The sequence below is a fragment of the Hephaestia mangrovi genome, assembly GCF_019880555.1.
Lineage (GTDB): Bacteria > Pseudomonadota > Alphaproteobacteria > Sphingomonadales > Sphingomonadaceae > Sphingomonas > Sphingomonas mangrovi.
In genome coordinates, this window is the sequence record NZ_JAINVU010000001.1 from 303,221 (window position 1) to 327,975 (window position 24,755).

Genomic DNA, 24,755 nt, shown 5'->3' on the forward strand with positions numbered 1-24,755 from the left:
GTGGGCGGCACCGGACCGCTCCCCCATGTAATACTGCCGTTGGGCGGATGGGGAGGGGGCCGGTGCCGGACGGAATGCACGTCGTGCATTCCCGAACTCGGCCTGAATGTAGTGTGCCAGTCAGCAAAGGGAAACCGTATGGCCAAAGGTAGCGTATTGGTGACCGGCGGCGCCGGCTATATCGGCAGCCACGCGGTGCTGGCGCTCGCCGATGCCGGCTGGGACGTTGTGGTGATCGACAATCTCGTCACCGGCTTTGCCTGGGCGGTCGATCCGCGTGCCACGCTGGTCGAGATGGCGGTCGAAGACCCGGCGGTGCGCGAGGTGATGCGCGAGCATGACGTGTCCGCGGTGATGCACTTCGCCGGATCGGTGGTGGTGCCCGAATCGGTCAGCGATCCGCTCAAATATTACCGTAACAACACCGCCGCGAGCCGCTCGCTGATCGAGAGTGCGGTGGCCTCGGGCGTGAAACACTTCATCTTCTCCTCGACCGCCGCGACCTATGGCATTCCCGAGGTCGTGCCGGTTTCGGAGGACAGCCCGAAACAGCCGATCAATCCCTATGGCACGTCCAAGCTGATGACCGAGATCATGCTGAAGGATACTGCCGCTGCACACCCGATCAATTATTGTGCGCTCCGGTATTTCAACGTCGCGGGCGCCGATCCGCAAGGCCGCTCCGGCCAGTCGACGGCGGGGGCGACGCACCTCATCAAGGTCGCGGTCGAGGCGGCGACGGGCAAGCGCGATCACGTCTCGGTATTCGGCACCGATTTTGCGACGCCCGACGGCACCGGTGTGCGCGACTATATTCACGTCAGCGATCTCGCGGCTGCGCATGTCGATGCGCTGGAGGCGCTGATCGCCGAACCCGGGCGCAATCTGACGATGAACTGCGGTTATGGCCGCGGCTATTCGGTGCTCGAGGTGCTCGACGCGGTCGATCGCGTAACCAACATGACGATCGATCGGCGCCTGGAGGGCCGCCGCGTCGGCGATCCCGACGCGCTGGTTGCGGACAATGCCCGCATTCTGGAAACGCTGCCCTGGCGCCCGCAACGCGACGACCTGGACCTCATCGTCCGCGATGCGCTTGCCTGGGAGCGCAAGCTGGCCGAGCGCGGCTGAGATGACGCATCGCCTGCGCTCGCTGCTGTTCGTTCCCGGCGACCGTCCCGACCGGATGGAGAAGGCACTGGCTTCGGGAGCCGACGCGCTGATCCTCGATCTGGAAGACGCCGTCGCCCCGGACGCGAAGCCGGCGGCGCGTGAGGCGGTGGCCGCGTTCCTGCGCAAGGCACGCACGATCTCGCTTTATGTCCGGATCAACCCGCTCGATGGCGGGCTGGCCGAGGATGATCTCGCCGCGGTGTTGCCGGCCCGCCCCGATGGCATCGTGTTGCCGAAAGCGGAGGGCGCCGCCTCGCTCCGCGAACTCGATGCCCGGCTCGACGGTGCCATCGCCATCCTGCCGATCGCGACCGAAACGCCGGCGGCGATCTTCGCGCTGGGAAGCTATGGCGGCGTCACGCCCCGACTCGCCGGCCTGACATGGGGCGCCGAGGATCTGCCCGCGGCGATCGGTGCGGCGACCTCGCGAGAGGCGGACGGCAGCTATACGCCGCCCTACCAACTTGCCCGCTCGTTGACGCTGTTCGGCGCTCATGCCGCGGGCGTCGCGGCGATCGAGACGGTCTATCCCGATTTCCGCGATCTCGACGGGCTCGCCGCTTACGCCAAGCGCGGCGCGCGCGACGGGTTTGCCGGGATGATGGCGATCCATCCCGCGCAGGTGGCGGTCATCAACGCGACCTTCACGCCCGGCGCGGACGACGTGGCCCATGCCCGCCGTGTGGTCGCCTTGTTCGCCGCCAATCCGGGCGCGGGGGCGCTGAGCCTCGACGGCAAGATGATCGATGCGCCGCACTTGAAGGCAGCGCGCGCCTTACTCGCCCGCGCGGGCGAGCCGGATGTGCGCGCCGATTGACCACCAGGCGAGCGCCCAGAGCGTGCCGAAACTCCAGCCGGCGAGCACGTCGCTTGGCCAATGCACGCCCAGATAGACGCGGCTGATCCCGATCGCCGTCACCAGCACCACCGCGACGCCGATCACGTATCGCCGCAATGCTTCGTTGGGGATCACCTGGGTCAGCAGCGTCGCCAGCGTCAGATAGACGATCGCGCTGTTCGCCGAATGCCCGCTCGGGAAGCTGAGCGACGTCACCTCGACGAGATGCGGAACGACGTCAGGGCGCGGCCGCGCGACGACATGTTTGGCCAGATCGACCGCCAGCGAGCCCGATACCGTCGCCGCAAACACCAGCCCCGCCGTCAGCCACAAGCGTTCCACCGCCAGCGCGCCGAGGGTGACGACGATGGCGATCGTCAACACCGTGATGCCGCCCAGGGCGGTAACGTCGATCATCGCCGATCGCAGCCAGTGCGGCCCGATCGGCAGGATGAGATTGTCGGTATGCCGGGCCGCGAGCAGCAGCATGCGATCGAAGGCAAATTGATGTCCGCCGTCGATCGTCCAGCCGGCGACGACGAGAATGAAGATGGCGAATGCCACGGCGCCGCCAGCCGCCATCAGCCATGGCGGATGGCGTACGGGCTCGGGAACAGCGCCCGGCGCGTCGGCGCCTTCGGCTTCGGGCAGATGAGGATGCGTCATCCGCCCGGTGATAACGCGCCGGGCGCGCCTGTCATCCCGCTTGCGTTGCCGACAGCGCCGCGTCGAACGCAGCGTCGAGCGTCGCGCCCTGCGCCTGGACCGTCGCCAGCCGCGCCTTTGCCTCGGCGAGCTGGTCACTGCCCAGCACGGCCTTTGCCTCGGCGATGTTGTTTACCAGCTTGCCGATCAGGTCGATCACGAGATCGATGTCGGTAAGCACGTCCGATGCCGAAACGCCCATATTCCCCTCCCTTATTTCGACGTCCGGCCAGCGAGCGCATCGATCGTCTCGAGCGTGCCGTCCAGCGACTCGATCGCCGCCGACGCATCGCCGCCGCTCGCGACGATCATCCGCGCCTCGTCCCGATAGGTGCGGGCCTGATGCACCGCGTCGCCGATCGCGGCGTCCTGCGCCGGCGTCAGCGCGCCGGATTTGATCGCGGCGGTCGCCGCTGCCTCGCCGCTGTTATAGGCGAGTTCGGCCAGCGACAGGGCGGTCGTGCTCTTGAGCGCGATCGCATCGGCGCTTGCCATCGCGTTGCCGTTGTCCAGGCCATTTGCCGGCGCGCATGCCGCAAGGCCGAGCGTCATTGCCCAAGCCATCCATTTCCATTGCATTTTCCGATGTCCTTTCCGATTTTCGAGATCGGAACAAAAAATGAACATTTTCCAACATTGCAAGCTGGAGCGATCAGGCGTTAGCTTGAGCTGCTGCAAGGGAGAGGACCATGCAAAGTGATTGCGAACGTATTCACGCCAATCTGGAGGCGATCGGCATCCGCGCCTCGGGCACCGCGATCGGGCTGTTTCAACTGTTGAAGGAATTGCGCGATGCCGGCGTGCTCGGCCACGATGCGATCGGCCGGATCAGGGAGGCGATCATCACCGATCTCGCCGCGTCCCGCCCGCGCTCACAGACTTTGGCCGAATATCAGACGCGAGTGCGCGAGCGGATGGATACGCTGCTGCCGCTCGATCAAGAACCGGTCGGCACGGCGGCGACTCAGCATTAAGGCGGTGGAGCGTCTGGTGGGTCCGCCGGGATTCGAACCCGGGACCTCTCGATTAAAAGTCGCTTGCTCTACCGACTGAGCTACGGACCCGCCAGACGGCGTTCGCCCTAGGGTGAGCGGCGGCGCGGGTCAACCATGTGCGCGAGTTGGCGGATCGTGCGCCCCGTCACGGGATCGCGCCAGGCGGGCGCGATCGTGGCGAGCGGCCGGAGCACGAAATCGCGGTCACGAAACAATCGGTGCGGGATGGTTAGCGCCGGGCTCGACCAGGCGCCGCCCGACCACAGGACGATATCGAGGTCGATCACCCGCTCGCCCCAGCGGCGACCGCGCCGCCGCCCGAACGCGCGCTCGATCCGCTTGAGCCGGGCCAGCAGCGCATCGGGCGGTTCGGCGCTGTCGAGCAATATGCAGGCATTGGCGAAGCGGCGGATCGAGGGGCCGATCGGCGCCGTTTCGATGATCGGCGAGACGGCGACCGTGCCGCCGAGCGCGCCGATCGCGGCGCGCACTTCGGCGCGCGGTGCGCCATGCCGCCCGCGCCGGTTCGATCCGATCGCGATCGCGTAGCGCCAGCACGGGGTTGTCCGATCCATGCCGCCGTGCCTATCGAGGCGGCATGCCGCCGCCAAGCCCGATCCCCGCCGCCGAGGCGCCGCACGATTGTCCGCGCTGCCCGCGGTTGGTCGACTTTCGTGCGGGTCTTCGTGCGGAACATCCCGATTGGTGGAATGCGCCGGTATCGGCCTTCGGGGATGCGCGTGCCTGGCTGGCGATCGTCGGCCTGGCGCCGGGAATGCGCGGCGCCAATCGCACCGGCCGGCCGTTCACCGGGGATTATGCAGGCGACCTGCTGTTCACGACGCTGGCCAAGTTCGGCTTTTCGCACGGCGAGTACCGATCGCGCGCCGACGACGGCCTGAAACTACAGGGCGCGGTGATCCTCAATGCGGTCAAATGCCTGCCGCCGCAGAACAAGCCGACGCCGGAAGAAATCCGCACCTGCCGCCCATTCCTCGAGGATGCGCTCGCGGCACTGCCCGACGTGTGCGTGATCGTGGCGCTCGGCCAGATCGCCCATCAGTCGGCGGTCAAGGCGCTCGGCGGCCGGCTGCCCAAAGCGCGCTTCGGCCATCTCGCCGAGCATCGGATGCCCGATGGGCGCGTGCTGATCGATAGCTATCATTGCTCGCGCTACAATACGAACACCGGCCGGCTGACCGCCGATATGTTCGAGGCCGTATTCGCCCGCGCGCTGGCAGTTCGCGACGAGATGACGGCGCGCGCCTGATCTGCTAAGCTGCTGGCACGGTTACGGGAGGTCGCGATGCGCAAGCTGTTTTCCTTGCTGCCGATATTCGTCGTCGTTTTGTTTTCCGCCGGCGAGCAGCCGCCTGCCTCATCCGGCAAATGCCCCGAGGCCAAAATAACCGACGCCAGGCGCGATCAGCCGGTGAAAGCACATCCGCTCAATCGCGAACCGGGCGCCAAACAGGAAATCGCCGTCCTGCATTATGACGCCGATCATTGCGTCAAGCCGATCGTCGTGCGCGACGATGTCGGCGGCAAATCGAAATAGCGGTCAGATATCCTGAACGAGCCGGCCGTAAAGCTCCGGCCGCCGATCGCGGAAGAAACCGAAAGCGGCGCGGTGACGCTTGACCCGGTCGAGATCGAGCGTCGCGGTGATTACGCCTTCTTGCCTACGATCGAGCTCGGCCAGGATGTCGCCGCGCTCGTCAGCGATGAAGCTGGTGCCGTAGAAGGTCTGGCCATGCTCGCAGCCGACACGGTTGGCCGCGACGACCGGCACGACGTTCGACACTGCGTGGCCGATCATCGCCCGCCGCCATAGCCGCGCAGTATCCAGACTGTCGTCGTGCGGCTCGCTGCCGATCGCGGTGGGGTAGAACAGCACTTCGGCGCCCATCAGCATCATTGCGCGGGCGGTTTCGGGATACCATTGATCCCAGCACACGCCGACGCCGAGCTTGGCCGCCGGCCCGTCCCACACCTTGAATCCGGTGTTGCCGGGGCGGAAATAGAATTTCTCTTCGTACCCCGGTCCGTCGGGAATATGGCTCTTGCGATAGACGCCCGCGATCCTGCCGCCCGGCTCGATCATCGCCAGGCTGTTGTAGTGATGCGGCCCGTCTGCCTCGAAAAAGCTGGTCGGGATCCAGATGCCGAGCTCGTCGGCAAGGCGCTGCATCGCCTGCACCGAGGGATGCTCGGCGGTCGGGCGCGCGGTGGCGAACAGGCCTTCGTCCTCGATACGGCAGAAATATTCGCCTTCGAACAATTCGGGTGGCAGCACCACCTGCGCGCCGCGTGAGGCCGCCGTGCGGACCAGATCGCCGACATGGGCGATATTGGCCTTGGTATCGGCCGAAAAGGCAAGCTGCAGCGCGGCGACGGTGATCTCGGTCATGCGCCGCTATCTAATCGGTGCGGCTGCAAATGCCAGAGCGCGTCAGGCGTCGCTGTCGCCGCGATGGACATGGACGCCCGATTCATTGGCCATGCCGGGGGCGCCGGCGCCGCGATGCACATCGACGCCGAAGCTGCGCACCACGGCCGGTTGGGCGGCTGCGGGCGATTCATCGTCGATGGGGCTCGCGGTAGCTTCTTCGGCGGCGCGGTGGATGCGCACGCCCGCCTCGAGCGTCTGGACGAAGGCGTCGGTGGCTTTCTCCGGCGTCCGCACCGCGATCGCCGGGGTGGGTTCGACGCCGCCATAGGTCTGGCGATAAGCCAGCGCGCTGCCCCAGGCGCCGGGCAGCTGGAAGAAGACATGGGCGCCGATATGCGCGACTTGCGCGACCTTGGCGTCCCACCACGGATGCACAGCGGTGGTGTGATAATAGGTCGCGGCGCCGACAGGCTCGTACACGAACCCGGCCAGAGCCTGGGCAGCGATGCGGCGGGCGCGGTCCCAGGCGGCCGGCTCGCGGCGGCCGGCGAGCGACCCGTCGCAGGTAAAGGTGAACTGGCACCCCGTCTCGCGCGACGAGCCTTCGTAGACGGTGCCGCACACGCTGTTGGGAAAGGCGGGGTTTCGCACGCGGTTGAGCACCACCTGCGCCACCGCCTCCTGGCCCTCGACCGGCTCCGACCGTGCCTCGTAATAGATGGCGGCGGTGAGACAATCGAGCGCGCGCTCGGCGTCGCCGGGGCTGGCGGCGGCAGCCAGGAACGGCGGCGCGGCGGTGAGATCGACGACGATGCTCGGCCCTGCATCGGGCGCGGCGGCGAGCAATGCCGCGGGCGGCCCGGCCGGAATATCGGCAGGGCGCTGCGGCGTGGGGGTGCTGACGGGCGCGGGCCTCGCCGCCGGCGGCGCGACGCGCGCCGTCTCGACCGCCGACCCCACGCAGGAGGTGGCGGCCATCAAAGTGGCCAGCCCCAAGGCGATACGCGTGTGCATGTCCCCGCTCGACAGTTGCGAACCGGCCGGGGATAACCGCGAAGGCGTTGTGATCCGGTTAACTGTGTGCCCGTGGCCGAAAGCTCGGTCAGGGGGCGCCAAACAAAGGCTTGTTGCCCGTTGCCCGGCTGCCGCCTTATCTATGGCTCATGCACGTGACACCAAATACGCTAGACCTGATCGGCAACACGCCGCTCGTCCGCCTCAAGGGGCCGAGCGAGGAGACCGGTTGCGACATCTTCGGCAAGTGCGAATTTGCCAATCCCGGTGCTTCGGTGAAGGACCGCGCGGCGCTCTACATCATCGAGGATGCCGAGGCGAAGGGGCAACTGCTTCCCGGCGGGACGATCGTCGAGGGTACCGCGGGCAACACCGGCATCGGCATCGCGCTGGTGGCGAATGCCAAGGGCTACAAGTCGATCATCGTCATGCCCGAGACGCAGAGCCGGGAGAAGATGGACACGCTGCGCGCGCTCGGCGCCGAGCTGGTGACGGTGCCGGCGGCGCCCTATTCGTCGCCCTGCCATTTCGTCCACACCTCGCGCCGCATCGCCGAGGAAACCGAAAACGCGATCTGGGCCAACCAGTTCGACAATATCGCCAACCGCCGCGCGCATATCCACGGCACCGCCGAGGAGATCTGGGCGCAGATGGAGGGCAGGGTGGATGGCTTCACCTGCGCGGTCGGCACCGGCGGCACGCTGGCCGGCGTCGGGCTGGGGCTGAAAGGCAAGGACGAGCGCGTGACGATCGCGCTCAGCGACCCGTATGGCGCGGCGCTTTATGAATATTATGCCCATGGCGAGCTCAAGTCCGAAGGCTCCTCGGTTGCCGAGGGGATCGGGCAGGGACGGATCACCGCCAACCTCGAAGGCGCGCCGGTCGATACGCAATTCCGCATTTCCGACGAGGAAGGGCTGGACTGGGTTCGCCGCCTGTTGGCCGAGGAAGGCCTGTGCCTGGGCCTGTCCTCGGGGATCAACGTGGCGGGTGCGGTGCGGCTGGCGAAACAGCTCGGCCCGGGCAAGCGGATCGCAACGATCCTGTGCGATACGGGCTTCCGCTATCTGTCGACGCTCTACAATCGCGACTGGCTCGAGCAGAAGGGGCTGCCCGTCTTCCCGTGGCTGGCCGAAGCGCAAGGCTGATCGGCATCGGAGTCGCGTCGGCCATTGCCAGTCGGGGGGCCTGCCCCTAGGATCGCTGGCGGATTGCATGATGACGGACGGCCAGCATACCGCGCAAACGGCGCAGCGCGTTAAGGTGGGCATGACCGGGCTCGCCGTGGTGCTGCTGCTGCTGGGGCTCGCCAGTGCGATCTTCACCACCGCGAGCAAGGACAAGCCCGTCGATGTCGCGGGCGGGCCGAAGGCAGACGTCGTCGCCAATATCTCGATCACCAATGATAATGCCCCGGCGGCGGCCAGCGGCGAACCGCTGGCCGAGCTCGGCGTCGCCCCGAGCGCGCCCGACGCCAACAGCCAGGCCGGCAACCAGATGATCATCGTGCCACCGACCGCCGTCACCGAACCACCCGCGCAGCAGCCGGGCCACTAGTCATCTGAATCCAAAGTTCGCATTATAAATGTCGTCATGCTGAACTTGGTTCAGCATCCATGGCGCAACGGCAGCCGATGCGCTCAACGGTGAGGAAGCACCATGGACCCTGAAACAAGTTCAGGGTGACGGTTCAATCTTGATGCAGCGAACTTCGATTCCACCATACTAGGCACCCGACCCCGGATTCATGCGGCACCTGCCGTCACGCTGAACCTGCTTCGGCATTCATTGTGCGATCAGCTCAATCGTCATCGGCTCATGGCCGCTCCGCGAGAACGGGGCGGGAACAACGTGCGTACTGCGCATGATTTGCCGCGTCTTTACACTTGTTGACCCGCAAAATCCCCATTTCTCCCGTTGCATCCCCAGCTTCCCCTTGGTATTCCAGTATCGGACAGAGGGGGCAGGCTCCTTGTTCGCTGAAATGGCGTGGCCGAGGGGCGGTGAAGGCCGTTTTTCGGGGCAAGGGAGTCGTGCGCGCCGCTGCCGAGGTAGGTGGGCGTGTCGGAACGGGAACTTTATCAGGGCTATGGCCTGCAGGCCGTCGACGAAAAGGGGCGCGTGGCGATCCCGGCGTCGCTGCGCGGCAGCGTCGAGGCCAACAATCCCGATGACGGCGAAGGCAAGGCGATCCGCAAGCTGATCCTGTCGACTCACCCGCGCGAGAACTGCCTGATCGGCTATGACCTGCGCTATACCGCCCATCTCGCCGAGCGCCTCACCGCGCGCGAACTCGCCAATCCGGGCGATGACGGCGACATCGATTACAACATCAAGCGCAAGGGCGGCGGCGCCGCCGAATCGCTGCCTTTCGACGCGAGCGGACGGTTTATCCTGCCCCCGTTCCCTCGCTTTCAGGCGCAGATCGGCGCGCATGCCTTTTTCTGGGGCGTGCTCGATTTCTTCGAGGTCTGGGATCCGAAGACGCTGATCGAATGCGACAGCGCCACCGACGTCCAGAAGGCGGCGGCACGTTTCTTCATGGCCGAGAAAGGCATCGCGCTATGACCGCGCCCGGGGCCGACATCCGCCACGTTCCCGTCTTGCTCGACGAAGTGATCGACGCGCTCGCCATCCTGCCCGGCGAACGGCACGTCGATGCGACGTTCGGCGCCGGCGGCTACACCCGCGCGATGCTGGCCAAAGGCGCGACGGTGTTCGCGTTCGATCGCGATCCCGATGCGATTGCCGAAGGCGAGACGCTGGTGCGCGACGGCGAGGGGCGGCTGGCGCTGATCGAGGCGCCCTTCTCGGCGATGGAGGGCGAGCTTGCCGCGCTCGATGCGGTGCCGGTCGATGGCGTGACGATGGACATCGGCGTTTCGTCGATGCAGCTCGATCGTGCCGATCGTGGCTTCTCGTTCCAGGCCGACGGGCCGCTCGACATGCGGATGAGCCAGGCGGGCGAAACCGCGGCCGAGTTCGTCAACGAGGCCGCCGAGGAGGAGATCGCCGACGTCCTCTACCAATATGGCGAGGAGCCGCGCTCGCGGCGCGTGGCCAAGGCGATCGTCGCGGCGCGCCCGCTGACCCGCACCGCCGAACTGGCCCAGGTAGTGCGCAAGGCGCTCGGCTATCGTCCGCATGACAAAAAGGACCCGGCAACGCGGACCTTCCAGGCGATCCGCATTCATCTCAATCGCGAGCTCGATGAGCTGACCGATGGCCTGGCCGCGGCCGAGCGCGTGCTCAAGCCCGGCGGCCGGCTGGCGGTGGTGACGTTTCACAGCCTCGAGGATCGGCTGGTCAAGCGCTTCCTCAGGGAGCGTTCGGGCGCAACGCCCGCCGGATCGCGGCACCTGCCGCAGGCGGCGGCGAAGGATGCGCCGAGTTTCGAGATCGTCGGCCGCGCGGTGCGTGCCGGCGAGGCCGAGGTGGCGCGCAACCCGCGCGCGCGTTCGGCGACCTTGCGAGTGGCGCGGCGCACGGCCGCGGCGGCGTGGACAAAGGGGAAGGCAAGATGACGGCGACCTACAGGCTCAAGGGGCTGGGGTGGCTGGCGATCGCGGTGATCGCGGCGCTCGGCTTCTATCTGGTCTCGCTTCAGGTTTCGGTCGAGCGCAAGAAGCTCGATCACGTGAACCGCCAGATCGCGGAGGCGACGAACGATATCCGGTCGCTGCAGACCGAATTTTCCACGCGCGCCAATCTCGCCCAGCTCGAGCGCTGGAATGGCGATGTTCTCGCTCTCAGCGCGCCGACCGCGGCGCAATATATGTCGAGCGGGCAGCAGCTTGCCTCGCTGGGCAGCGAGGCGCCCGATGGCGCCGAGGTGCAGATGGCCTCGCTGGTGATCCCGACGCTGCCGGTGGTTTCCTCGCCTGATTCCGATGGTGATGCCGACGACGCTGCGTCGCAGTCTCCCGCGCGGGCGATGACCGCGGCGGCCGAGCCTGCTCATGCGAAATCGACGCCCGCGAAGGTCGAAGTGGCGAGCGCCAAGCCCGCTGCCGATCCGCTGGCCGCGATCGTCAAGGCGGCGGCAGCGCGGTCGGCCAAGTCTTCCGCCGCCTCGCATGCCAAGGAGCAGGCGATGGCGATGCTCGACCGCAAGCTGCTGAGCGACGCGACGCTGGGCGATCTGATGAGCAAGGCGCGCGCCGAGACGGCGTCGCTCAGGTGAGCGTCGCGCTCGCCCGCCCTCTGCCGCAGCGCGGCGGCAATGCGAAGCGGCATGCACTGCTGGCGACCAGCCATGCGCGGCTGATGATGCTGCTGCTGCTGTTCGGGGCGGGCGTGGCGATGATCGTGCTGCGGCTCGCCTGGCTTGCCGTCTTCACCCAGCCGGCGACGAGCAGGGATGCCGCCGCGGCGCTGGTGCCGTTGCGCGCCGATCTCGTCGATCGCAACGGCGCCCCGCTGGCGCGGACGATCGATGCCTGGTCGATCGGCGTGCATCCGCGCGACATCATCGGTGATCGCCGCGCGATCGCGCAGCAGCTCGCCCAGCTCATTCCGGCGCATGACGAGAGCTATTTCTACGCCAAGCTGACGCAGGATGTGCCGTTCACTTATATCGAGCGTCGCGCTCTTCCCGGCACGGTGGAGCAGGTCAATGCGATCGGCGAGCCGGCGATCGTCTTTTCGCGCGAGCCCGAGCGGCTCTACCCGCAATCGAAGCTCGCCGATCATGTGCTCGGCTTCGTTGATTATACCGGCCATGGCGCGCTAGGCATGGAGCGCGCGCTCGACACGAAGCTGCTCGACCAAGGCTCGCGTAGCCAGCCGATCGCGCTGTCGATCGATGCCCGCGTGCAGGCGGCGATGGAGAGCGAGCTTGGCGCGGCGATGGCGACGTTCCAGGCCAAGGCGGCGGTCGGCATCGTCGAGGACGTGCATACCGGCGAGATCGTCGCGATGACCTCGATGCCGCAGTTCAACCCGAACCGGATCAAGGACGCGACGCCGGACGAACTGCGCAATAACGCGACGCAGAGCGTGTTCGAGCTGGGATCGACTTTCAAGCCGATCACCATGGCCGAGGCGATCGAGAGCGGCACCGTCACGTCGATGGCGCGTCGCTTCGATGCGACCAAGCCGTTGCAAGTCGGCCGCTTCACCATTCACGATCTTCCCAGCGATCCCAAGCGCTGGCTCAACATTCCCGAAACGCTGATCTATTCCTCGAACGTGGCCACCGCGCGGATCGCCGACCTGATCGGCGAGCAGGGCATGAAAGACATCTTCCACAAGATGCACTTCGATACCCGGCCCGACATCGAGCTGAGGGAGAAAGGCAGCCCGCTCTGGCCCAAGTTCTGGGCGCGCACGACGACGATGACGACCGGCTATGGCCACGGCATAGCGATCACCCCGCTGCAACTCGCCAACGCCTATGCGACATTGGTCAACGGCGGCATCTGGCGGCCGACGACCTTGCTCAGGGTTGCGCCGGGGCAGGCCGCTGCCGGCGAGCGGGTGCTTTCGCAAGCGACCAGCGACCGGATGCGCCAGTTGCTTCGCCTGGTGGTGCTGAAGGGCACCGGCCGCCGGGCCGACGCGCCGGGCTATCGCGTCGGCGGCAAGACCGGCACCGCCGAAATCGCCGACGCGGGGGGATATGACAAGCACCGCAACGTCGCGACCTTCGCCGCAGTGTTCCCGATCGACAGACCGCGCTATGTCGTCATCACCATGCTCGATGCGCCGCACGCCACCGCTCAGACCTATGGCTGGACGACTGCTGCGTGGAACGTGGTGCCCGTCGCCAACCGCGTGATTCAGCGCATCGGTCCCTTGCTCGGCGTGCTGCCCGATATGTCGAGGGACATCGACGAATCGGACTTGCTGCCGCTGTTATGGAACGGGCCGGGCAGCGACGATGCCGGCAAAGGTGCGGACCAGTGAAGCTCGGCGATCTTACCGGGAGGGGTGAGACCGCGACGGTTTCCGGTTTCGCGATCGATCACCGCAAGGTCGCGCCGGGCACGGTGTTCGGCGCCTTCCAGGGCACCCGCGTCAATGGCGAGGATTTCATTCCCGCCGCCATCGCTGCCGGCGCCATCGCCGTGGTGACGCGGCCCGGCGTCACCGTCGAAGGCGCCGCGCACCTGGTCGACGACAATCCGCGCCAGCTGTTCGCCCGACTGGCCGCGCGGTTCTTCGCGCCGTTCCCCGAGGTGACTGCCGCCGTCACCGGCACCAACGGCAAGACCTCGACCGTCGAGCTCACCCGCCAGCTCTGGCGCATGGCGGGGCATCACGCCGCGTCGATCGGCACGCTGGGCGTGACCACCGCCGACGACAGCGTATCGACCGGACTGACGACGCCCGATATCGTCACCTTCCTGTCGAATGTCGCCGGCCTCGCGCGCGAAGGCGTGACTCATGTCGCGTTCGAGGCGTCGAGCCACGGCCTGTCGCAATATCGCACCGAAGGCCTGCCGGTGCGCGCGGCGGCGTTCACCAACCTCAGCCGCGATCATCTCGATTACCACAAGGACATGGCGGATTATTTCACCGCCAAGATGCGCCTGTTCGCAGAGGTGCTCGATCCCGACGGCGTCGCCGTGGTGTGGGCCGATGATGGCGAGCATTCCGCGCGCGTCATCGATCTCGCGCGCGAGCGCCGCAACCGACTGATTACCGTGGGCGAGCGCGGCGACACGCTCCGCCTGCTGTCGCGCGCGCCGACGCTGCTCGGCCAAGGGCTGGTGATAGAGGCCGAGGGCCGCGAGCATAAGGTAACGCTGCCGCTGATCGGCGCTTATCAGGCAGCCAATGCGCTGACCGCGGCGGGCATCGTCATCGGCACCGGCGGCGATGTGGAACAGACGATTGCCGCGCTCGGCCGGCTGGCGCCGGTGCGCGGGCGGCTCGAGCGCGCGGTCATCACGCGGGCGGGCGCGCCGGTCTATGTCGATTACGCGCATACGCCCGACGCGCTCGAAGCAGCGATTGCCGCGCTCAAGCCGCATGCGGCAGGCCGGTTGATCGTCATGTTTGGGGCTGGCGGTGATCGCGATCCCGGCAAGCGCGAGCCGATGGGCCAGGCCGCCGCGGCCGGCGCGGACACGGTGATCGTCACCGACGACAATCCGCGTACCGAGGATGCCGGCAAGATCCGCCGCGAGGTGATGAAGGGCGCGCCCGGCGCGACCGAGATCGGCGGTCGCCGCCAGGCGATCGCCGCGGCGATCGACATGGCCGGGCCGGAAGATATCGTGCTGCTCGCCGGCAAGGGGCACGAACAGGGGCAGATCATCGGCGACATGGTGCTGCCGTTCGACGACGTGGCAGTCGCGCGCGAGGCGGCGGCATGAGCCTGTGGACCTCAGCCGAGATCGCCGTTGCAACCGGCGGCAAGGCATCCGCCGATTTCGTGGTCGACGGCGTCACCTTCGATTCGCGTGAAGTCGGGCCGGGCGATCTGTTTATCGCGCTCAAGGGTGAGACGACCGACGGACACAAATTCCTCGATCAGAGCTCCGAGCGGGGAGCTGCGGGTGCGGTGGTCAGCGTATCGACCCCGCACCCGCATGTGCTCGTCGCCGACACGATGGCGGCGCTCAACGATCTCGGGCGCGCATCGCGCGCGCGCTCCGCAGCCAAGATCATCGGCGTCACCGGCTCGGTCGGCAAGACGGGGACCAAGGAGGCGCTCTACGCCGCTCTCGATCGCGTTGAGCCGGGCCGGGCGCACCGCTCGCTCAAGAGCTACAACAACCATACCGGCGTACCGCTCAGCCTCGCCCGGATGCCGCGCGCGACGCGGTTCGGCGTGTTCGAGATGGGCATGAACCATGCCGGCGAACTGGCCCAGCTCACCCGTCTCGTGCGCCCGCATATCGCTATCGTCACCGCGATCGCGCCGGCGCACAGCGAATTCTTTCCTGACGAAAGCGCGATCGCCGACGCCAAGGGCGAGATTTTTCAGGGCCTCGAGCCCGGCGGCACCGCGATCGTGCCGTTCGACAGCCCGCATCGCGATCGCCTGATCGCCGCGGCGAGGCCCTATGCCGCCGAAATCGTCACTTTCGGCCTCGGCGAAGGCGCCGACGTCCATGCGGTGGACACGATGCGCACCGAGCGCGGCACCTTCGTCAATGCCCGGCTGGGCGATGAGGAACTGAGCTACACCGTCTCGCAATTCGGCGCGCATTGGGTGTCCAACTCGCTCGCGTTGCTGGCGGCGGTACGCGCGGCCGGCGGCGACCTCGCGATGGCCGGGCTCGCGCTCGCCGAACTCGGCGGCATTGCCGGGCGCGGTGCGCGGTTCATGGCTCAGGTTGGTGACGGCGAGGCGTTGGTCATCGATGAAAGCTACAACGCCAATCCCGCGTCGATGGCCGCGACGCTGGCGGTGTTCGCCGACGAAACCGCCACCCGCAAGATCGCGGTCCTCGGCGATATGTACGAATTGGGGGAGGGCAGCCGCGCTTTCCACGAGGGGCTTGCCGGGCCGGTCAAGGCGAGCGGCGCCCAGATGGTCATTCTGGTCGGCGAAGCGATGGGCGCGCTGGCGAATGCGCTTGAGGGCGAGGTCGATTTCGTCCATGTGCCCGATGCTCAAACCGCGCGCGACCGGCTGAAGGCGATGCTGGCGCCAGGCGATGCGGTTCTCATCAAGGGTTCGAACGGAGTGGGGCTCGCCACGGTCGTCGCCGGGCTGGCGGGTGGAAAGACGTAAATGCTGTATTGGATCGCGGAACATCTGCACTTCGCCGGCCTGCTCAACCTCTTCCGGTATCTGAGCTTCCGCACCGGCGGCGCCGTCGCCACCGCCTTGTTCCTCGGTCTGTTGATCGGCCCCCGGTTCATCGGCTGGCTGCGCATCCGGCAGGGCAAGGGCCAGCCGATCCGCGACGACGGCCCGCAGAGCCATCTCGCCAAGCGCGGTACGCCCACCATGGGCGGGCTGATGATCCTCACCAGCCTCAGCGTATCGATGCTGCTGTGGATGGAATTCGCCAACCCCTATGTCTGGGCGTGCCTGTTCGTCACGCTGGGCTTTGGCGCGATCGGTTTCCTCGACGATTACGACAAGGTGACCAAGGCGAGCACCAAGGGCGTTTCGGGGCGTGTCCGCCTGCTTGCCGAGTTCATCATCGCGGCAGTCGCGGCGGCGCTGATCACGCACGAGAATGGCACCCATCTCTATCTGCCGTTCGTCACCGGCGTGTCGATCGATCTCGGCTATTTCTACATCGCCTTCGCGGCCTTCGTGATCGTGGCGTTCGGCAATGCGGTGAACCTGACCGACGGGCTCGATGGCCTCGCGACCATGCCGGTGATTATCGCCGCCGTCGCGTTCATGATTATCGCCTATCTGGTCGGCAACGCGAAATTCGCCGATTATCTCGGCATCCCACACGTCGAGGGCGCGGGTGATCTCGCGATCTATTGCGGGGCGATCGCCGGGGCGGGGCTTGCTTTCCTGTGGTTCAACGCGCCGCCGGCAGCCGTTTTCATGGGCGATACCGGCAGCCTCGCGCTGGGCGGCGCGCTCGGCGCGATCGCGGTGACGGCGCATCACGAGATCGTGCTGGCGATCATCGGCGGCCTCTTCGTCGTCGAGGCGTTGTCGGTCGTCATCCAGGTGTTCTTCTTCAAGCGCACCGGCAAGCGCGTGTTCCGCATGGCGCCGATCCACCATCATTTCGAGCAGCTCGGCTGGAGCGAACCGACCGTCGTGATCCGCTTCTGGATCATCGCGCTGGTGCTGGCGCTTGCCGGCCTGTCGACGTTGAAGCTGCGGTGATTACCAGCACAGCCTGGCGCGGCAAACGCTATGCGGTGCTTGGGTTGGCGCGCTCGGGCGCGGCGACGGTGTGTGCGCTGGTGGCGAGCGGCGCCGAGGTTGTGGCTTGGGACAGCGATGCCCAGCGATGCGAAAGCCTCGTAGAGTCGGTCCAAGAACTTGCGGTAAATCTTGATGCAGTCTCGTTGCAGATTGCTGATCTCGAAACGATTGATCTGGCCGATTTCGACGCGGTGATCGTCTCGCCGGGCGTCCCGATTAACAAGCATCCGATCGCCGCTAAAGCGCGCGCCGCAAACGTCCCGATCATCGGCGATATTGAGCTGTTCGCGCAGGCACGCGCCGAGCTGCCGCCGCACAAGGTCGTCGGCATCACCGGCACCAACGGCAAATCGACCACCACGGCGCTGATCCATCATATCCTCGAAACCGCCGGCATTCCCGCGCGGCTTGGCGGCAATATCGGTCTGCCGATCCTGGGGCAGGAGCCGTTGCCGGAAGGTGGCGTCTACGTCCTCGAACTGTCGAGCTATCAGATCGACCTGACGCAGAGCCTCGATTGCGACGTCGCGATCCTGCTCAACATCACCCCGGATCATCTCGATCGCTACGCCGATTTCCAGGCCTATGCCGACAGCAAGGCGCGGCTGTTCGCGATGCAGTTGCCCGACCACACAGCGATCATCGGCATCGGCGACGCGCCCTCGGCCGCTATCGCGCGCAGCCTGTCGGCGCGTGGCGAGCACCTCACCAAGATCGCGCCGGGCGTGTGCATGGATCAATCGCGCTGGCCGTCGCTGCAGGGGCCGCACAACGCCCAGAACGCGCTGGCCGCGATCAACGCCGCGCAGGCGCTCGGCGTGCCGGAAGCGGCGATCGACCGCGGGCTCGAGACGTTTGCCGGCCTGCCGCACCGCATGCAGCGCATCGGCGAGCGCGGCGGCGTCGCCTATGTCGACGATTCGAAGGCGACCAATCCGGAAAGCGTCGCGCCCGCGCTGGCCGCGTTCGATCGCATCCACTGGATTCTCGGCGGCCTTGCCAAGAGCGACGATCTCGATGCCTGCCGCCCGCATTTCGATCGCATCGCCCATGCCTATACGATCGGCGAGGCGGGGCCGCGCTTCGCGGAACTGCTCCGCCCGCACATGCCGGTCGACGAGAGCGGCACGCTGGACGTCGCGGTGACGACGGCGGCGGAGAACGCGCGGCCCGGCGAAACCGTGCTGTTGTCGCCCGCCTGCGCGTCGTTCGATCAGTTTCGCGATTACGAGGCGCGCGGCGATGCGTTCCGCGCCGCGGTGGAGGCTCTGTCATGACCGATGCACGCGCCGAACCCGCCGGGCTGCTCGCCCGGATCAAGCCACGCAGCGGGCGTGGCGACGCCACGCCGCTGGCGATGTGGTTCTGGGATATCGATCGCGTGCTGCTGCTGATCGCGCTGGTGCTGATCGCGATCGGCCTCGTCGCCGTCGCCGCGGCATCCCCGGCCAGCGCCGTTCGTTATTCGGGCGGATCGCGGCATATCGCGCCGCTTTATTATTTCTGGCGACAGCTCGGCTGGGTGGCGATCTCGCTGCCGGTGATGTTCGTCGTCTCGATGCTGCCGATCAACACGGCGAAGCGCTTCGCGATCCTCGGCTGCATCGTCTGCATCGCGTTGCTGGCGATGGTGCCGTTCGTCGGCGCGGCGGTAAACGGCGCGCGGCGCTGGTTCGGGGTGGGTATCGGGCAGTTCCAGCCGTCCGAATTCCTCAAGCCCTTTTTCATCGTGACCACCGCCTGGCTGTTGTCGCTCCGCGCGCAGGACAAGGATTTGCCGGTCTTTCCGATCACGCTGGCGATGACCGCCGCGATCGGCGCCTTGCTGATGCTCGAGCCCGATTTCGGCCAGACGATGATCTTCGGCCTGGTCTGGATGGCGCTGCTGATGGTCGCGGGCACGCCGTGGCGGACGCTGGTGACGCTGATCGGCTGCATCCCGGTCGGCCTGCTCGCCGCTTACACCTTCTATTCGACCGCGCGGGTGCGCATCGACGCCTTCCTGTTCCCGGATACCGATACCGCGCAGATCGACCATTATCAGACCGATATGGCCCACGCGACGCTCACCGCCGGCGGCCTGTTCGGCACCGGCCCCGGCGGCGGCGTCATGAAGTTCAAGCTGCCCGAGGCGCATACCGACTATATCTTCTCGGTGATCGGCGAGGAATTCGGGCTGATCGCCTGCGCGATCGTCGCGTTGCTGTTCCTCGCGCTGGTGATCCGCGTGTTCGTCAAGCTGCTCGACGAGCAGGACGAGTTCCGGCTGCTGGCGGCGGCCGGCCTCGCGACGCAATTCGGCGCGCAGGCGATGATCAACATCCTCGTCAACACCGGGCTCGCCCCGTCGAAGGGTATGACGCTGCCGTTCATCAGCTATGGCGGCTCGTCGATGGTCGCGCTGTCGATCGGCATGGGGCTGCTGCTCGCCTTCACCCGGCGAAACCCCTTCTTGACGCGGTCGCCCTATATCGTGCGATGGAGCGGACGATGACACGCGAACGCCACTTCGTCCTCGCTGCCGGTGGAACCGGCGGCCATATGGTTCCCGCTGCCGCCCTGGCGGCCGAGCTTACGCGCCGCGGCCACCGCGTCGCGCTGGTTTCCGACGAGCGGGGCGTGCGCTTCCCCGGCCTGTTCGAGGAAATCCAGACCCACATCCTGCCTGCCGGCCGCATGTCCGGCGGGCCGCTCGGCTGGATTAAGGGCGCGCGCCAGGTGCTCGCCGGCCGCGCGATGGCGGTGCAGCTCTATCGCACCTTCAAGCCCGAGGCGGTGATCGGCTTCGGCGGCTATCCCGCGCTCCCCGCGCTGCTCGCCGCGTTCAAGGCGAAGATCCCGACCGCGGTGCACGAACAGAATGCAGTGCTGGGCCGCGTCAATCGCCTCGTCGCGCGCAAGGTCGATGCGATCGCCACCTCCTATCTCGAGGTCGAGCGCCTGAAGCTCGATTGGCAACCCAAGACGCATCTCGTCGGCAATCCGGTTCGCGAGGCAGTGCTGACCTTACGCGATCGCCCGTTCCCGCTGCTTGAGGAAGACGGCATCTTCCGCGTCCTCGTCACCGGCGGCAGCCAGGGGGCGAGTGTGCTCAGCCAGGTGGTGCCCGATGGCCTGGCGATGCTGCCGGTCAGTTTCCGTCGCCGCCTGCAGGTGACGCATCAGGCGCGGATCGAGGACATCGACGCCGCGCGCGCCAAATATGCCGAGCTGCAGATCGCCGCCGAGCTCGCCACCTATCTTCCGGACATGCCCGAGCAGCTTGCCTGGGCGCACCTTGTCATCGCTCGCGCCGGTGCCTCGACGATCGCCGAGCTGACGGCCGCGGGCCGCCCTGCGATCCTCGTGCCTTTGCCGATCGCCACCGACGATCACCAGACCGCCAATGCCCGCGAGATCACGCAGGCCGGCGGCGCGCGGACGATCAGCCAGAAGGCGTTCACGCCCAAGGAACTCGCCAAGCAGATGCAGAAACTGGGGCTCGATCCGGTTGCACTGCAGAATGCCGCCGCGCGCGCCAAGAGCTGCGGCCGGCCGAACGCGACGCGCGATCTCGCCGATCTCGTTGAAGGCCTCGCGCCGGCGCGCGAAGGCGGTCAGGAATATGGTGTGCCGCTGCCGCAGGGCGTGGCGGCATGAAGGGCGTCGGCACCGATATCGGCACGATCCATTTCGTCGGCATCGGCGGCATCGGCATGTCGGGCATTGCCGAGGTGATGCACAATCTCGGCTATTCGGTGCAGGGCTCGGACCTCAGCGAAGGTGCGACGGTGCAGGCGTTGCGCAAGAAGGGCATCGCCGTCCACATCGGCCACAAGCCAGAGAATATCGGCGACGCCGCGGTGGTCGTCGTATCGACCGCGGTCAAGCGCGGCAACCCGGAGGTCGAGGCGGCGCTCGAACGGCGCGTGCCCTTGGTGCGCCGCGCCGAGATGCTCGCCGAGCTTATGCGGCTCAAGTCCACGGTCGCCGTGGCCGGCACGCACGGCAAGACGACGACGACCTCGATGGTCGCGGCACTGCTCGATGCCGGCGGCGTCGATCCGACTGTCATCAACGGCGGGATCATCAATTCCTACGGCTCGAACGCGCGATTGGGCGCGAGCGACTGGATGGTGGTCGAGGCTGACGAGAGCGACGGCAGCTTCCTGCGGCTTGACGGCACGTTGGCGGTGGTCACCAATATCGATCCCGAACACCTCGATCACTATGGCGATTTCGATGCGGTGAAGCGCGCCTTCGTCGAGTTCGTCGAGAACGTGCCGTTCTACGGCGCCGCCTTCCTGTGCCTCGATCACGCGGAAGTGCAGGGCATCGTGCCGCGCATCCGTGATCGGCGGATCATCACCTACGGCTTCGCCGCGCAGGCCGATATTCGCGGGCAGAACGTGGTGCCGTTCCCCGGCGGCAATCGCTTCGACGTCGTGGTGCGCAACCGCGATGGTGACAGCCGGATCATCGAAGGCGTCGAGCTGCCGATGCCGGGTCGCCACAACGTCCAGAACGCGCTCGCCGCGATCGGCGTGGCGATCGAGCTGGGGATCGACGACTCGACGATCCAGCGCGGCTTCGCGGCGTTCGGCGGGGTCAAGCGGCGCTTCACCAAGGTCGGCGAGGTCGAAGGCGTGCCGATCATCGACGATTACGGCCACCATCCGGTCGAAATTCGCGCGGTGCTGTCGGCCGCGCGCGAGGGCACCAAAGGTCGTGTGATCGCGGTCGTCCAGCCGCATCGCTACACGCGGCTGCGCGATCTGATGGGCGAGTTCCAGACCGCGTTCAACGATGCCGACATGGTGCTGGTGACGCCGGTCTATGCTGCCGGCGAAGCACCGATCGAGGGTGTCGACGCACTGGCGCTGGTCGATGGGCTCAAGCGTCGCGGGCATCGCTCGGCGGCGACGATCGCCGATGCGGAGGCGCTGGCGGCAACGCTGGCGGGCACGATCCGCGAGGGCGATCTCGTCGTGTGCCTGGGGGCCGGCGATATCACCAAATGGGCGGCCGGGCTGGCCGAGGCGATCGAGACCGCGCGGGTGCCGGCATGACCGTTTGCTATGCTCTCCCGCCCCTCAAGGGCAGCGTCGAGCATCACGGCAGCCTCGCCGATTTCATCTGGTTTCGCACCGGCGGCGCCGCGGAATGGCTGGTCCGGCCCGAAAGTGTCGAGGATCTGGCGAGCTTCATGGCTGGGCTCGATTCGGAAACGCCGGTGCTGCCGGTCGGGGTCGGCTCGAATTTGATCGTGCGCGATGGCGGCGTGCCGGGCGTGGTGGTGCGCTTGCCCAAGGCGATGGCGAAGGTATCGGTCGAACCCGGCAACCGCGTCCGCGCCGGTGCCGGGGCGATGGGTATCACCGTCGCCAGCGCCGCGCGTGACGCCGGGATTGCGGGCCTCGAATTCCTGCGTGGCATTCCCGGCACCGTCGGCGGCGCGGTGCGGATGAATGCGGGCGCCTATGGCCGCGATGCCAGCGACATCCTGATCGAGGCGACCGTCGTGACGCGGGCCGGAGACATCGAAACATGGCCGGCCGAGCGGCTGGGCTATACCTATCGTCATTCGGCATTGCCGCCGGGCGCCGTCGTCGTCGAGGCGCTGTTCGAAGGCATGCCGGGCGACAAGGCGGCGATCACCGCCGAGATGGATCGCATCGCTGCCGAGCGCGAGGCCTCGCAGCCGTTGCGCTCGCGCACTGGCGGTTCGACTTTCAAGAACCCGGACGGCGACAAGGCCTGGCGCCTGATCGATGCCGCCGGCTGCCGGGGCTTGCGTCGCGGCGACGCGCAGGTCAGCGAGAAACATTGCAACTTCCTGCTCAACCTCGGCGAAGCCAGCAGCGCCGATATCGAGGCGCTGGGCGAGGACGTGCGCGAGCGGGTGAAGGCGGCATCCGGCGTGACGCTCGAATGGGAAATCCAACGCGTGGGGGTGGCCGAATGAGCGGCGCTCTTAAAACCACTCTGCACATCGCCGTACTGATGGGCGGCTGGTCGGCCGAGCGCGAGGTGTCGCTGATGTCCGGCGCGGGCGTCAGCGACGCGCTGGAGAGTCTCGGTCATCGCGTGACGCGGATCGATATGGGCCGCGATGTCGCGCTTCGGCTCGCCGAGGCGAAGCCCGATCTGGTGTTCAACGCGCTCCACGGCACGCCGGGCGAAGATGGCTCGATACAGGGCATGCTCGACCTGATGGGGCTGCGCTATACGCATTCCGGCATGGTCACGTCGGTGATCGCGATCGACAAGGTGCTGACTAAGCAGGCGCTGGTGCCGCACGGTATCCCGATGCCGGGTGGCCGCATCGTCAGGTCTGCTGATCTGTTCGCGGGCGATCCGCTCAAGCGTCCCTATGTCCTCAAGCCGGTCAACGAAGGCTCGTCGGTTGGCATCGCGATCGTCACCGAGGACGGCAATTACGGCAATCCGATCGGGCGCGACGTTGCCGGGCCCTGGCAGGATTTCGAGGAGCTTCTCGCCGAACCCTATGTCCGCGGGCGCGAACTGACCACCGCCGTGCTCGGCGATACCGCGCTGGGCGTCACCGAATTGCGGCCCAAGAGCGGCTTCTACGATTACGACGCCAAATATACCGACGGCATGACCGAGCATCTCTTCCCGGCGCCGATCCCCGATGACATTGCCGCGGCGTGCAAGCGTATCGCGATCGAGGCGCACCGGCTGCTCGGCTGCAAAGGGTGCAGCCGCGCCGATTTCCGCTGGGATGACGAGTGTGGCGAGGACGGCCTCTTCCTGCTCGAGGTCAACACGCAGCCGGGGATGACGCCGCTCAGCCTCGTTCCCGAACAGGCGCGCCATGCCGGCATGTCGTATCCCGAACTCGTCCAGCGCATCGTCGACGAAGCGATCAGGGATTCCGCTCGATGAGCCGCACGATCCGCCGGGGTCCACCGCCGCGACGGCCGGTCGTGCGCGGCCGCAAGCAGCAGCGCAAATCGATCGGCGATCGATTGATCGCGCTGATCGGCATTTCCGAAGAAGCGCTGCAGCGGCTTGTCACCTGGACGATCGTCGCCGTGGTCGCGCTGCTCGGGCTGGGCGCGGCGACATGGCTGGGCGTGCCGGGCATGGTCGGCACCGCGCTTGCCGAAAGCCTTGGCCGCGCCGGGCTCAAGGTCGAGCAGATCCAGATCACCGGGTTGAAGCGGATGGACGCGCAGACCGTCTATGCCATTGCGCTGGACCAGAAATCGCGCGCGATGCCGCTGGTCAGCCTGGAGGACGTGCGCCAGCAATTGCTGCAATATGGCTGGATCAAGGATGCGCACGTTTCGCGGCGGCTGCCCAACATGCTGCTGATCCATGTCGATGAGCGCACGCCGGCAGCCGTTTGGCAGGACAATGGCAAGCTGATGCTAATCGACGCCTCGGGCGTGCTGCTTTCCACGGTGACGCCGCAGGCGATGCCCAACCTGCCGCTGATCATCGGCCCCAACGCCAACACACAGGAGCCGGCCTACCAGGCACTGCTCGATGCCGCGCCTGCGCTGCGCCCACGCGTGCGCGGCGCGACCTGGGTTGGCGACCGCCGCTGGAATATCACCTTCGATAGCGGCGAGACGCTCGAGCTGCCCGAAGACAATGCGCCGGCCGCGCTCGTCAAGTTCGCGGAGATGGATGGCACCGATCGTCTGCTCGGCCGCGGCTTTACCCGCTTCGACATGCGCGATCCGACCAAGCTGGTCGCGCGCAAGGGCGACGCGATGGAGAGCCATGACGTCAGCGAGGATTCACACGGCGCGCCAGCCGTGTATGATGGCGGCACAGGGGGCCACGGCCAGTCGGCCGGCGGCATCGAACAGGGGTAATCAGGGG

General features: G+C 67.0%; 27 protein-coding genes and 1 tRNA gene. 21 read left to right on the plus strand and 7 right to left on the minus strand.

Annotated features, from left to right (window positions below; all coding sequences use genetic code 11):
* The first annotated feature begins 138 nt into the window (after positions 1-138).
* Both galE and K7G81_RS01360 read left to right on the plus strand, forming a co-directional pair.
* Positions 139-1,131 (plus strand): UDP-glucose 4-epimerase GalE, encoded by a 993-nt coding sequence (gene galE, locus K7G81_RS01355; protein WP_223028943.1) that lies wholly within the window; start codon positions 139-141, stop codon positions 1,129-1,131.
* Between the two features lies 1 nt (position 1,132).
* The gene (locus K7G81_RS01360; protein ID WP_223028944.1) at positions 1,133-1,990 is read left to right on the plus strand and encodes an HpcH/HpaI aldolase/citrate lyase family protein; all 858 of its coding nucleotides are present in this window, start codon (positions 1,133-1,135) and stop codon (positions 1,988-1,990) included.
* Here K7G81_RS01360 and K7G81_RS01365 read toward each other — a convergent pair.
* Genes K7G81_RS01365 through K7G81_RS01375 form a run of 3 tightly spaced genes read right to left on the minus strand, consistent with a single transcriptional unit; the run spans position 1,949 to position 3,280 of the window.
* Positions 1,949-2,677 carry a phosphatase PAP2 family protein gene (locus tag K7G81_RS01365; protein ID WP_223028945.1) on the minus strand — a complete coding sequence of 243 codons (729 nt, stop codon included), beginning with the start codon at positions 2,675-2,677 and terminating at the stop codon, positions 1,949-1,951. The two genes, K7G81_RS01360 and K7G81_RS01365, sit on opposite strands and share 42 nt — an antisense overlap.
* A gap of 31 nt (positions 2,678-2,708) precedes the next feature.
* Positions 2,709-2,918, minus strand: a complete 210-nt coding sequence (locus K7G81_RS01370; protein WP_223028946.1) for a hypothetical protein — start codon at positions 2,916-2,918, stop codon at positions 2,709-2,711.
* Between the two features lie 11 nt (positions 2,919-2,929).
* Positions 2,930-3,280, minus strand: a complete 351-nt coding sequence (locus K7G81_RS01375) for a hypothetical protein (RefSeq protein ID WP_223028947.1) — start codon at positions 3,278-3,280, stop codon at positions 2,930-2,932.
* Positions 3,281-3,405: 125 nt separating this feature from the next.
* On the opposite strand from K7G81_RS01375, the gene K7G81_RS01380 reads away from it, so the two are divergent.
* Positions 3,406-3,690 (plus strand): hypothetical protein, encoded by a 285-nt coding sequence (locus tag K7G81_RS01380; RefSeq protein WP_223028948.1) that lies wholly within the window; start codon positions 3,406-3,408, stop codon positions 3,688-3,690.
* Between the two features lie 14 nt (positions 3,691-3,704).
* Here K7G81_RS01380 and K7G81_RS01385 read toward each other — a convergent pair.
* Both K7G81_RS01385 and folK read right to left on the minus strand, forming a co-directional pair.
* Positions 3,705-3,780, minus strand: a tRNA-Lys gene (locus K7G81_RS01385).
* 17 nt (positions 3,781-3,797) lie between these two features.
* Positions 3,798-4,286, minus strand: coding sequence for a 2-amino-4-hydroxy-6-hydroxymethyldihydropteridine diphosphokinase (folK, locus tag K7G81_RS01390; RefSeq protein ID WP_223028949.1), 489 nt, complete (start codon positions 4,284-4,286; stop codon positions 3,798-3,800).
* Between the two features lie 23 nt (positions 4,287-4,309).
* Here folK and K7G81_RS01395 point away from each other — a divergent pair, with 23 nt between their 5' ends.
* Entirely contained in the window at positions 4,310-4,981 is a 672-nt protein-coding gene (locus tag K7G81_RS01395; protein WP_223028950.1) for a uracil-DNA glycosylase, read from the plus strand.
* A 36-nt stretch (positions 4,982-5,017) separates the two neighbouring features.
* Positions 5,018-5,269: a hypothetical protein gene (locus K7G81_RS01400; protein ID WP_223028951.1), complete on the plus strand. Its 252-nt coding sequence runs from the start codon at positions 5,018-5,020 to the stop codon at positions 5,267-5,269.
* Positions 5,270-5,272: 3 nt separating this feature from the next.
* On the opposite strand, the gene aguB is transcribed toward K7G81_RS01400, so the two are convergent.
* Both aguB and K7G81_RS01410 read right to left on the minus strand, forming a co-directional pair.
* Positions 5,273-6,121, minus strand: coding sequence for an N-carbamoylputrescine amidase (gene aguB, locus K7G81_RS01405; RefSeq protein WP_223028952.1), 849 nt, complete (start codon positions 6,119-6,121; stop codon positions 5,273-5,275).
* 42 nt (positions 6,122-6,163) lie between these two features.
* Positions 6,164-7,117 (minus strand): cell wall hydrolase, encoded by a 954-nt coding sequence (locus K7G81_RS01410; RefSeq protein ID WP_223028953.1) that lies wholly within the window; start codon positions 7,115-7,117, stop codon positions 6,164-6,166.
* Positions 7,118-7,266: 149 nt separating this feature from the next.
* Here K7G81_RS01410 and K7G81_RS01415 point away from each other — a divergent pair, with 149 nt between their 5' ends.
* From K7G81_RS01415 to K7G81_RS01490, 16 genes are all read left to right on the plus strand, one after another.
* The gene (locus K7G81_RS01415) at positions 7,267-8,265 is read left to right on the plus strand and encodes a cysteine synthase A (protein ID WP_223028954.1); all 999 of its coding nucleotides are present in this window, start codon (positions 7,267-7,269) and stop codon (positions 8,263-8,265) included.
* A gap of 67 nt (positions 8,266-8,332) precedes the next feature.
* The gene (locus K7G81_RS01420; RefSeq protein ID WP_255586469.1) at positions 8,333-8,674 is read left to right on the plus strand and encodes a hypothetical protein; all 342 of its coding nucleotides are present in this window, start codon (positions 8,333-8,335) and stop codon (positions 8,672-8,674) included.
* Between the two features lie 504 nt (positions 8,675-9,178).
* A complete protein-coding gene (locus tag K7G81_RS01425; RefSeq protein WP_223028955.1) occupies positions 9,179-9,685 on the plus strand; it encodes a division/cell wall cluster transcriptional repressor MraZ in 507 nt (168 codons plus the stop codon).
* Positions 9,682-10,641, plus strand: coding sequence for a 16S rRNA (cytosine(1402)-N(4))-methyltransferase RsmH (gene rsmH / locus K7G81_RS01430; RefSeq protein ID WP_223028956.1), 960 nt, complete (start codon positions 9,682-9,684; stop codon positions 10,639-10,641). Before K7G81_RS01425 ends, rsmH begins: the two co-directional genes overlap by 4 nt.
* Complete coding sequence (locus tag K7G81_RS01435) at positions 10,638-11,300, plus strand: hypothetical protein (RefSeq protein WP_223028957.1); 663 nt, start codon at positions 10,638-10,640, stop codon at positions 11,298-11,300. The genes rsmH and K7G81_RS01435 overlap by 4 nt, the downstream gene beginning before the upstream one ends.
* Complete coding sequence (locus K7G81_RS01440; protein WP_223028958.1) at positions 11,297-13,024, plus strand: peptidoglycan D,D-transpeptidase FtsI family protein; 1,728 nt, start codon at positions 11,297-11,299, stop codon at positions 13,022-13,024. The genes K7G81_RS01435 and K7G81_RS01440 overlap by 4 nt, the downstream gene beginning before the upstream one ends.
* Positions 13,021-14,439 carry a UDP-N-acetylmuramoyl-L-alanyl-D-glutamate--2,6-diaminopimelate ligase gene (locus K7G81_RS01445; protein ID WP_369412004.1) on the plus strand — a complete coding sequence of 473 codons (1,419 nt, stop codon included), beginning with the start codon at positions 13,021-13,023 and terminating at the stop codon, positions 14,437-14,439. The genes K7G81_RS01440 and K7G81_RS01445 overlap by 4 nt, the downstream gene beginning before the upstream one ends.
* Positions 14,436-15,806: a UDP-N-acetylmuramoyl-tripeptide--D-alanyl-D-alanine ligase gene (locus K7G81_RS01450; protein ID WP_223028960.1), complete on the plus strand. Its 1,371-nt coding sequence runs from the start codon at positions 14,436-14,438 to the stop codon at positions 15,804-15,806. The genes K7G81_RS01445 and K7G81_RS01450 overlap by 4 nt, the downstream gene beginning before the upstream one ends.
* Positions 15,807-16,877 carry a phospho-N-acetylmuramoyl-pentapeptide-transferase gene (gene mraY / locus K7G81_RS01455; RefSeq protein ID WP_223028961.1) on the plus strand — a complete coding sequence of 357 codons (1,071 nt, stop codon included), beginning with the start codon at positions 15,807-15,809 and terminating at the stop codon, positions 16,875-16,877.
* Positions 16,874-18,196, plus strand: a complete 1,323-nt coding sequence (gene murD / locus K7G81_RS01460; protein ID WP_223028962.1) for a UDP-N-acetylmuramoyl-L-alanine--D-glutamate ligase — start codon at positions 16,874-16,876, stop codon at positions 18,194-18,196. The genes mraY and murD overlap by 4 nt, the downstream gene beginning before the upstream one ends.
* Entirely contained in the window at positions 18,193-19,413 is a 1,221-nt protein-coding gene (ftsW, locus tag K7G81_RS01465) for a putative lipid II flippase FtsW (RefSeq protein WP_223028963.1), read from the plus strand. The genes murD and ftsW overlap by 4 nt, the downstream gene beginning before the upstream one ends.
* The gene (gene murG / locus K7G81_RS01470) at positions 19,410-20,558 is read left to right on the plus strand and encodes an undecaprenyldiphospho-muramoylpentapeptide beta-N-acetylglucosaminyltransferase (protein WP_223028964.1); all 1,149 of its coding nucleotides are present in this window, start codon (positions 19,410-19,412) and stop codon (positions 20,556-20,558) included. Before ftsW ends, murG begins: the two co-directional genes overlap by 4 nt.
* Positions 20,555-21,967, plus strand: coding sequence for a UDP-N-acetylmuramate--L-alanine ligase (gene murC / locus K7G81_RS01475; RefSeq protein WP_223028965.1), 1,413 nt, complete (start codon positions 20,555-20,557; stop codon positions 21,965-21,967). The genes murG and murC overlap by 4 nt, the downstream gene beginning before the upstream one ends.
* On the plus strand, positions 21,964-22,863 hold the full coding sequence (murB, locus tag K7G81_RS01480) for a UDP-N-acetylmuramate dehydrogenase (protein WP_223028966.1): 900 nt from the start codon (positions 21,964-21,966) through the stop codon (positions 22,861-22,863). Before murC ends, murB begins: the two co-directional genes overlap by 4 nt.
* Positions 22,860-23,807 (plus strand): D-alanine--D-alanine ligase, encoded by a 948-nt coding sequence (locus tag K7G81_RS01485; protein WP_223028967.1) that lies wholly within the window; start codon positions 22,860-22,862, stop codon positions 23,805-23,807. The genes murB and K7G81_RS01485 overlap by 4 nt, the downstream gene beginning before the upstream one ends.
* Positions 23,804-24,748, plus strand: a complete 945-nt coding sequence (locus tag K7G81_RS01490) for a cell division protein FtsQ/DivIB (RefSeq protein ID WP_223028968.1) — start codon at positions 23,804-23,806, stop codon at positions 24,746-24,748. Before K7G81_RS01485 ends, K7G81_RS01490 begins: the two co-directional genes overlap by 4 nt.
* Positions 24,749-24,755 lie beyond the last annotated feature (7 nt).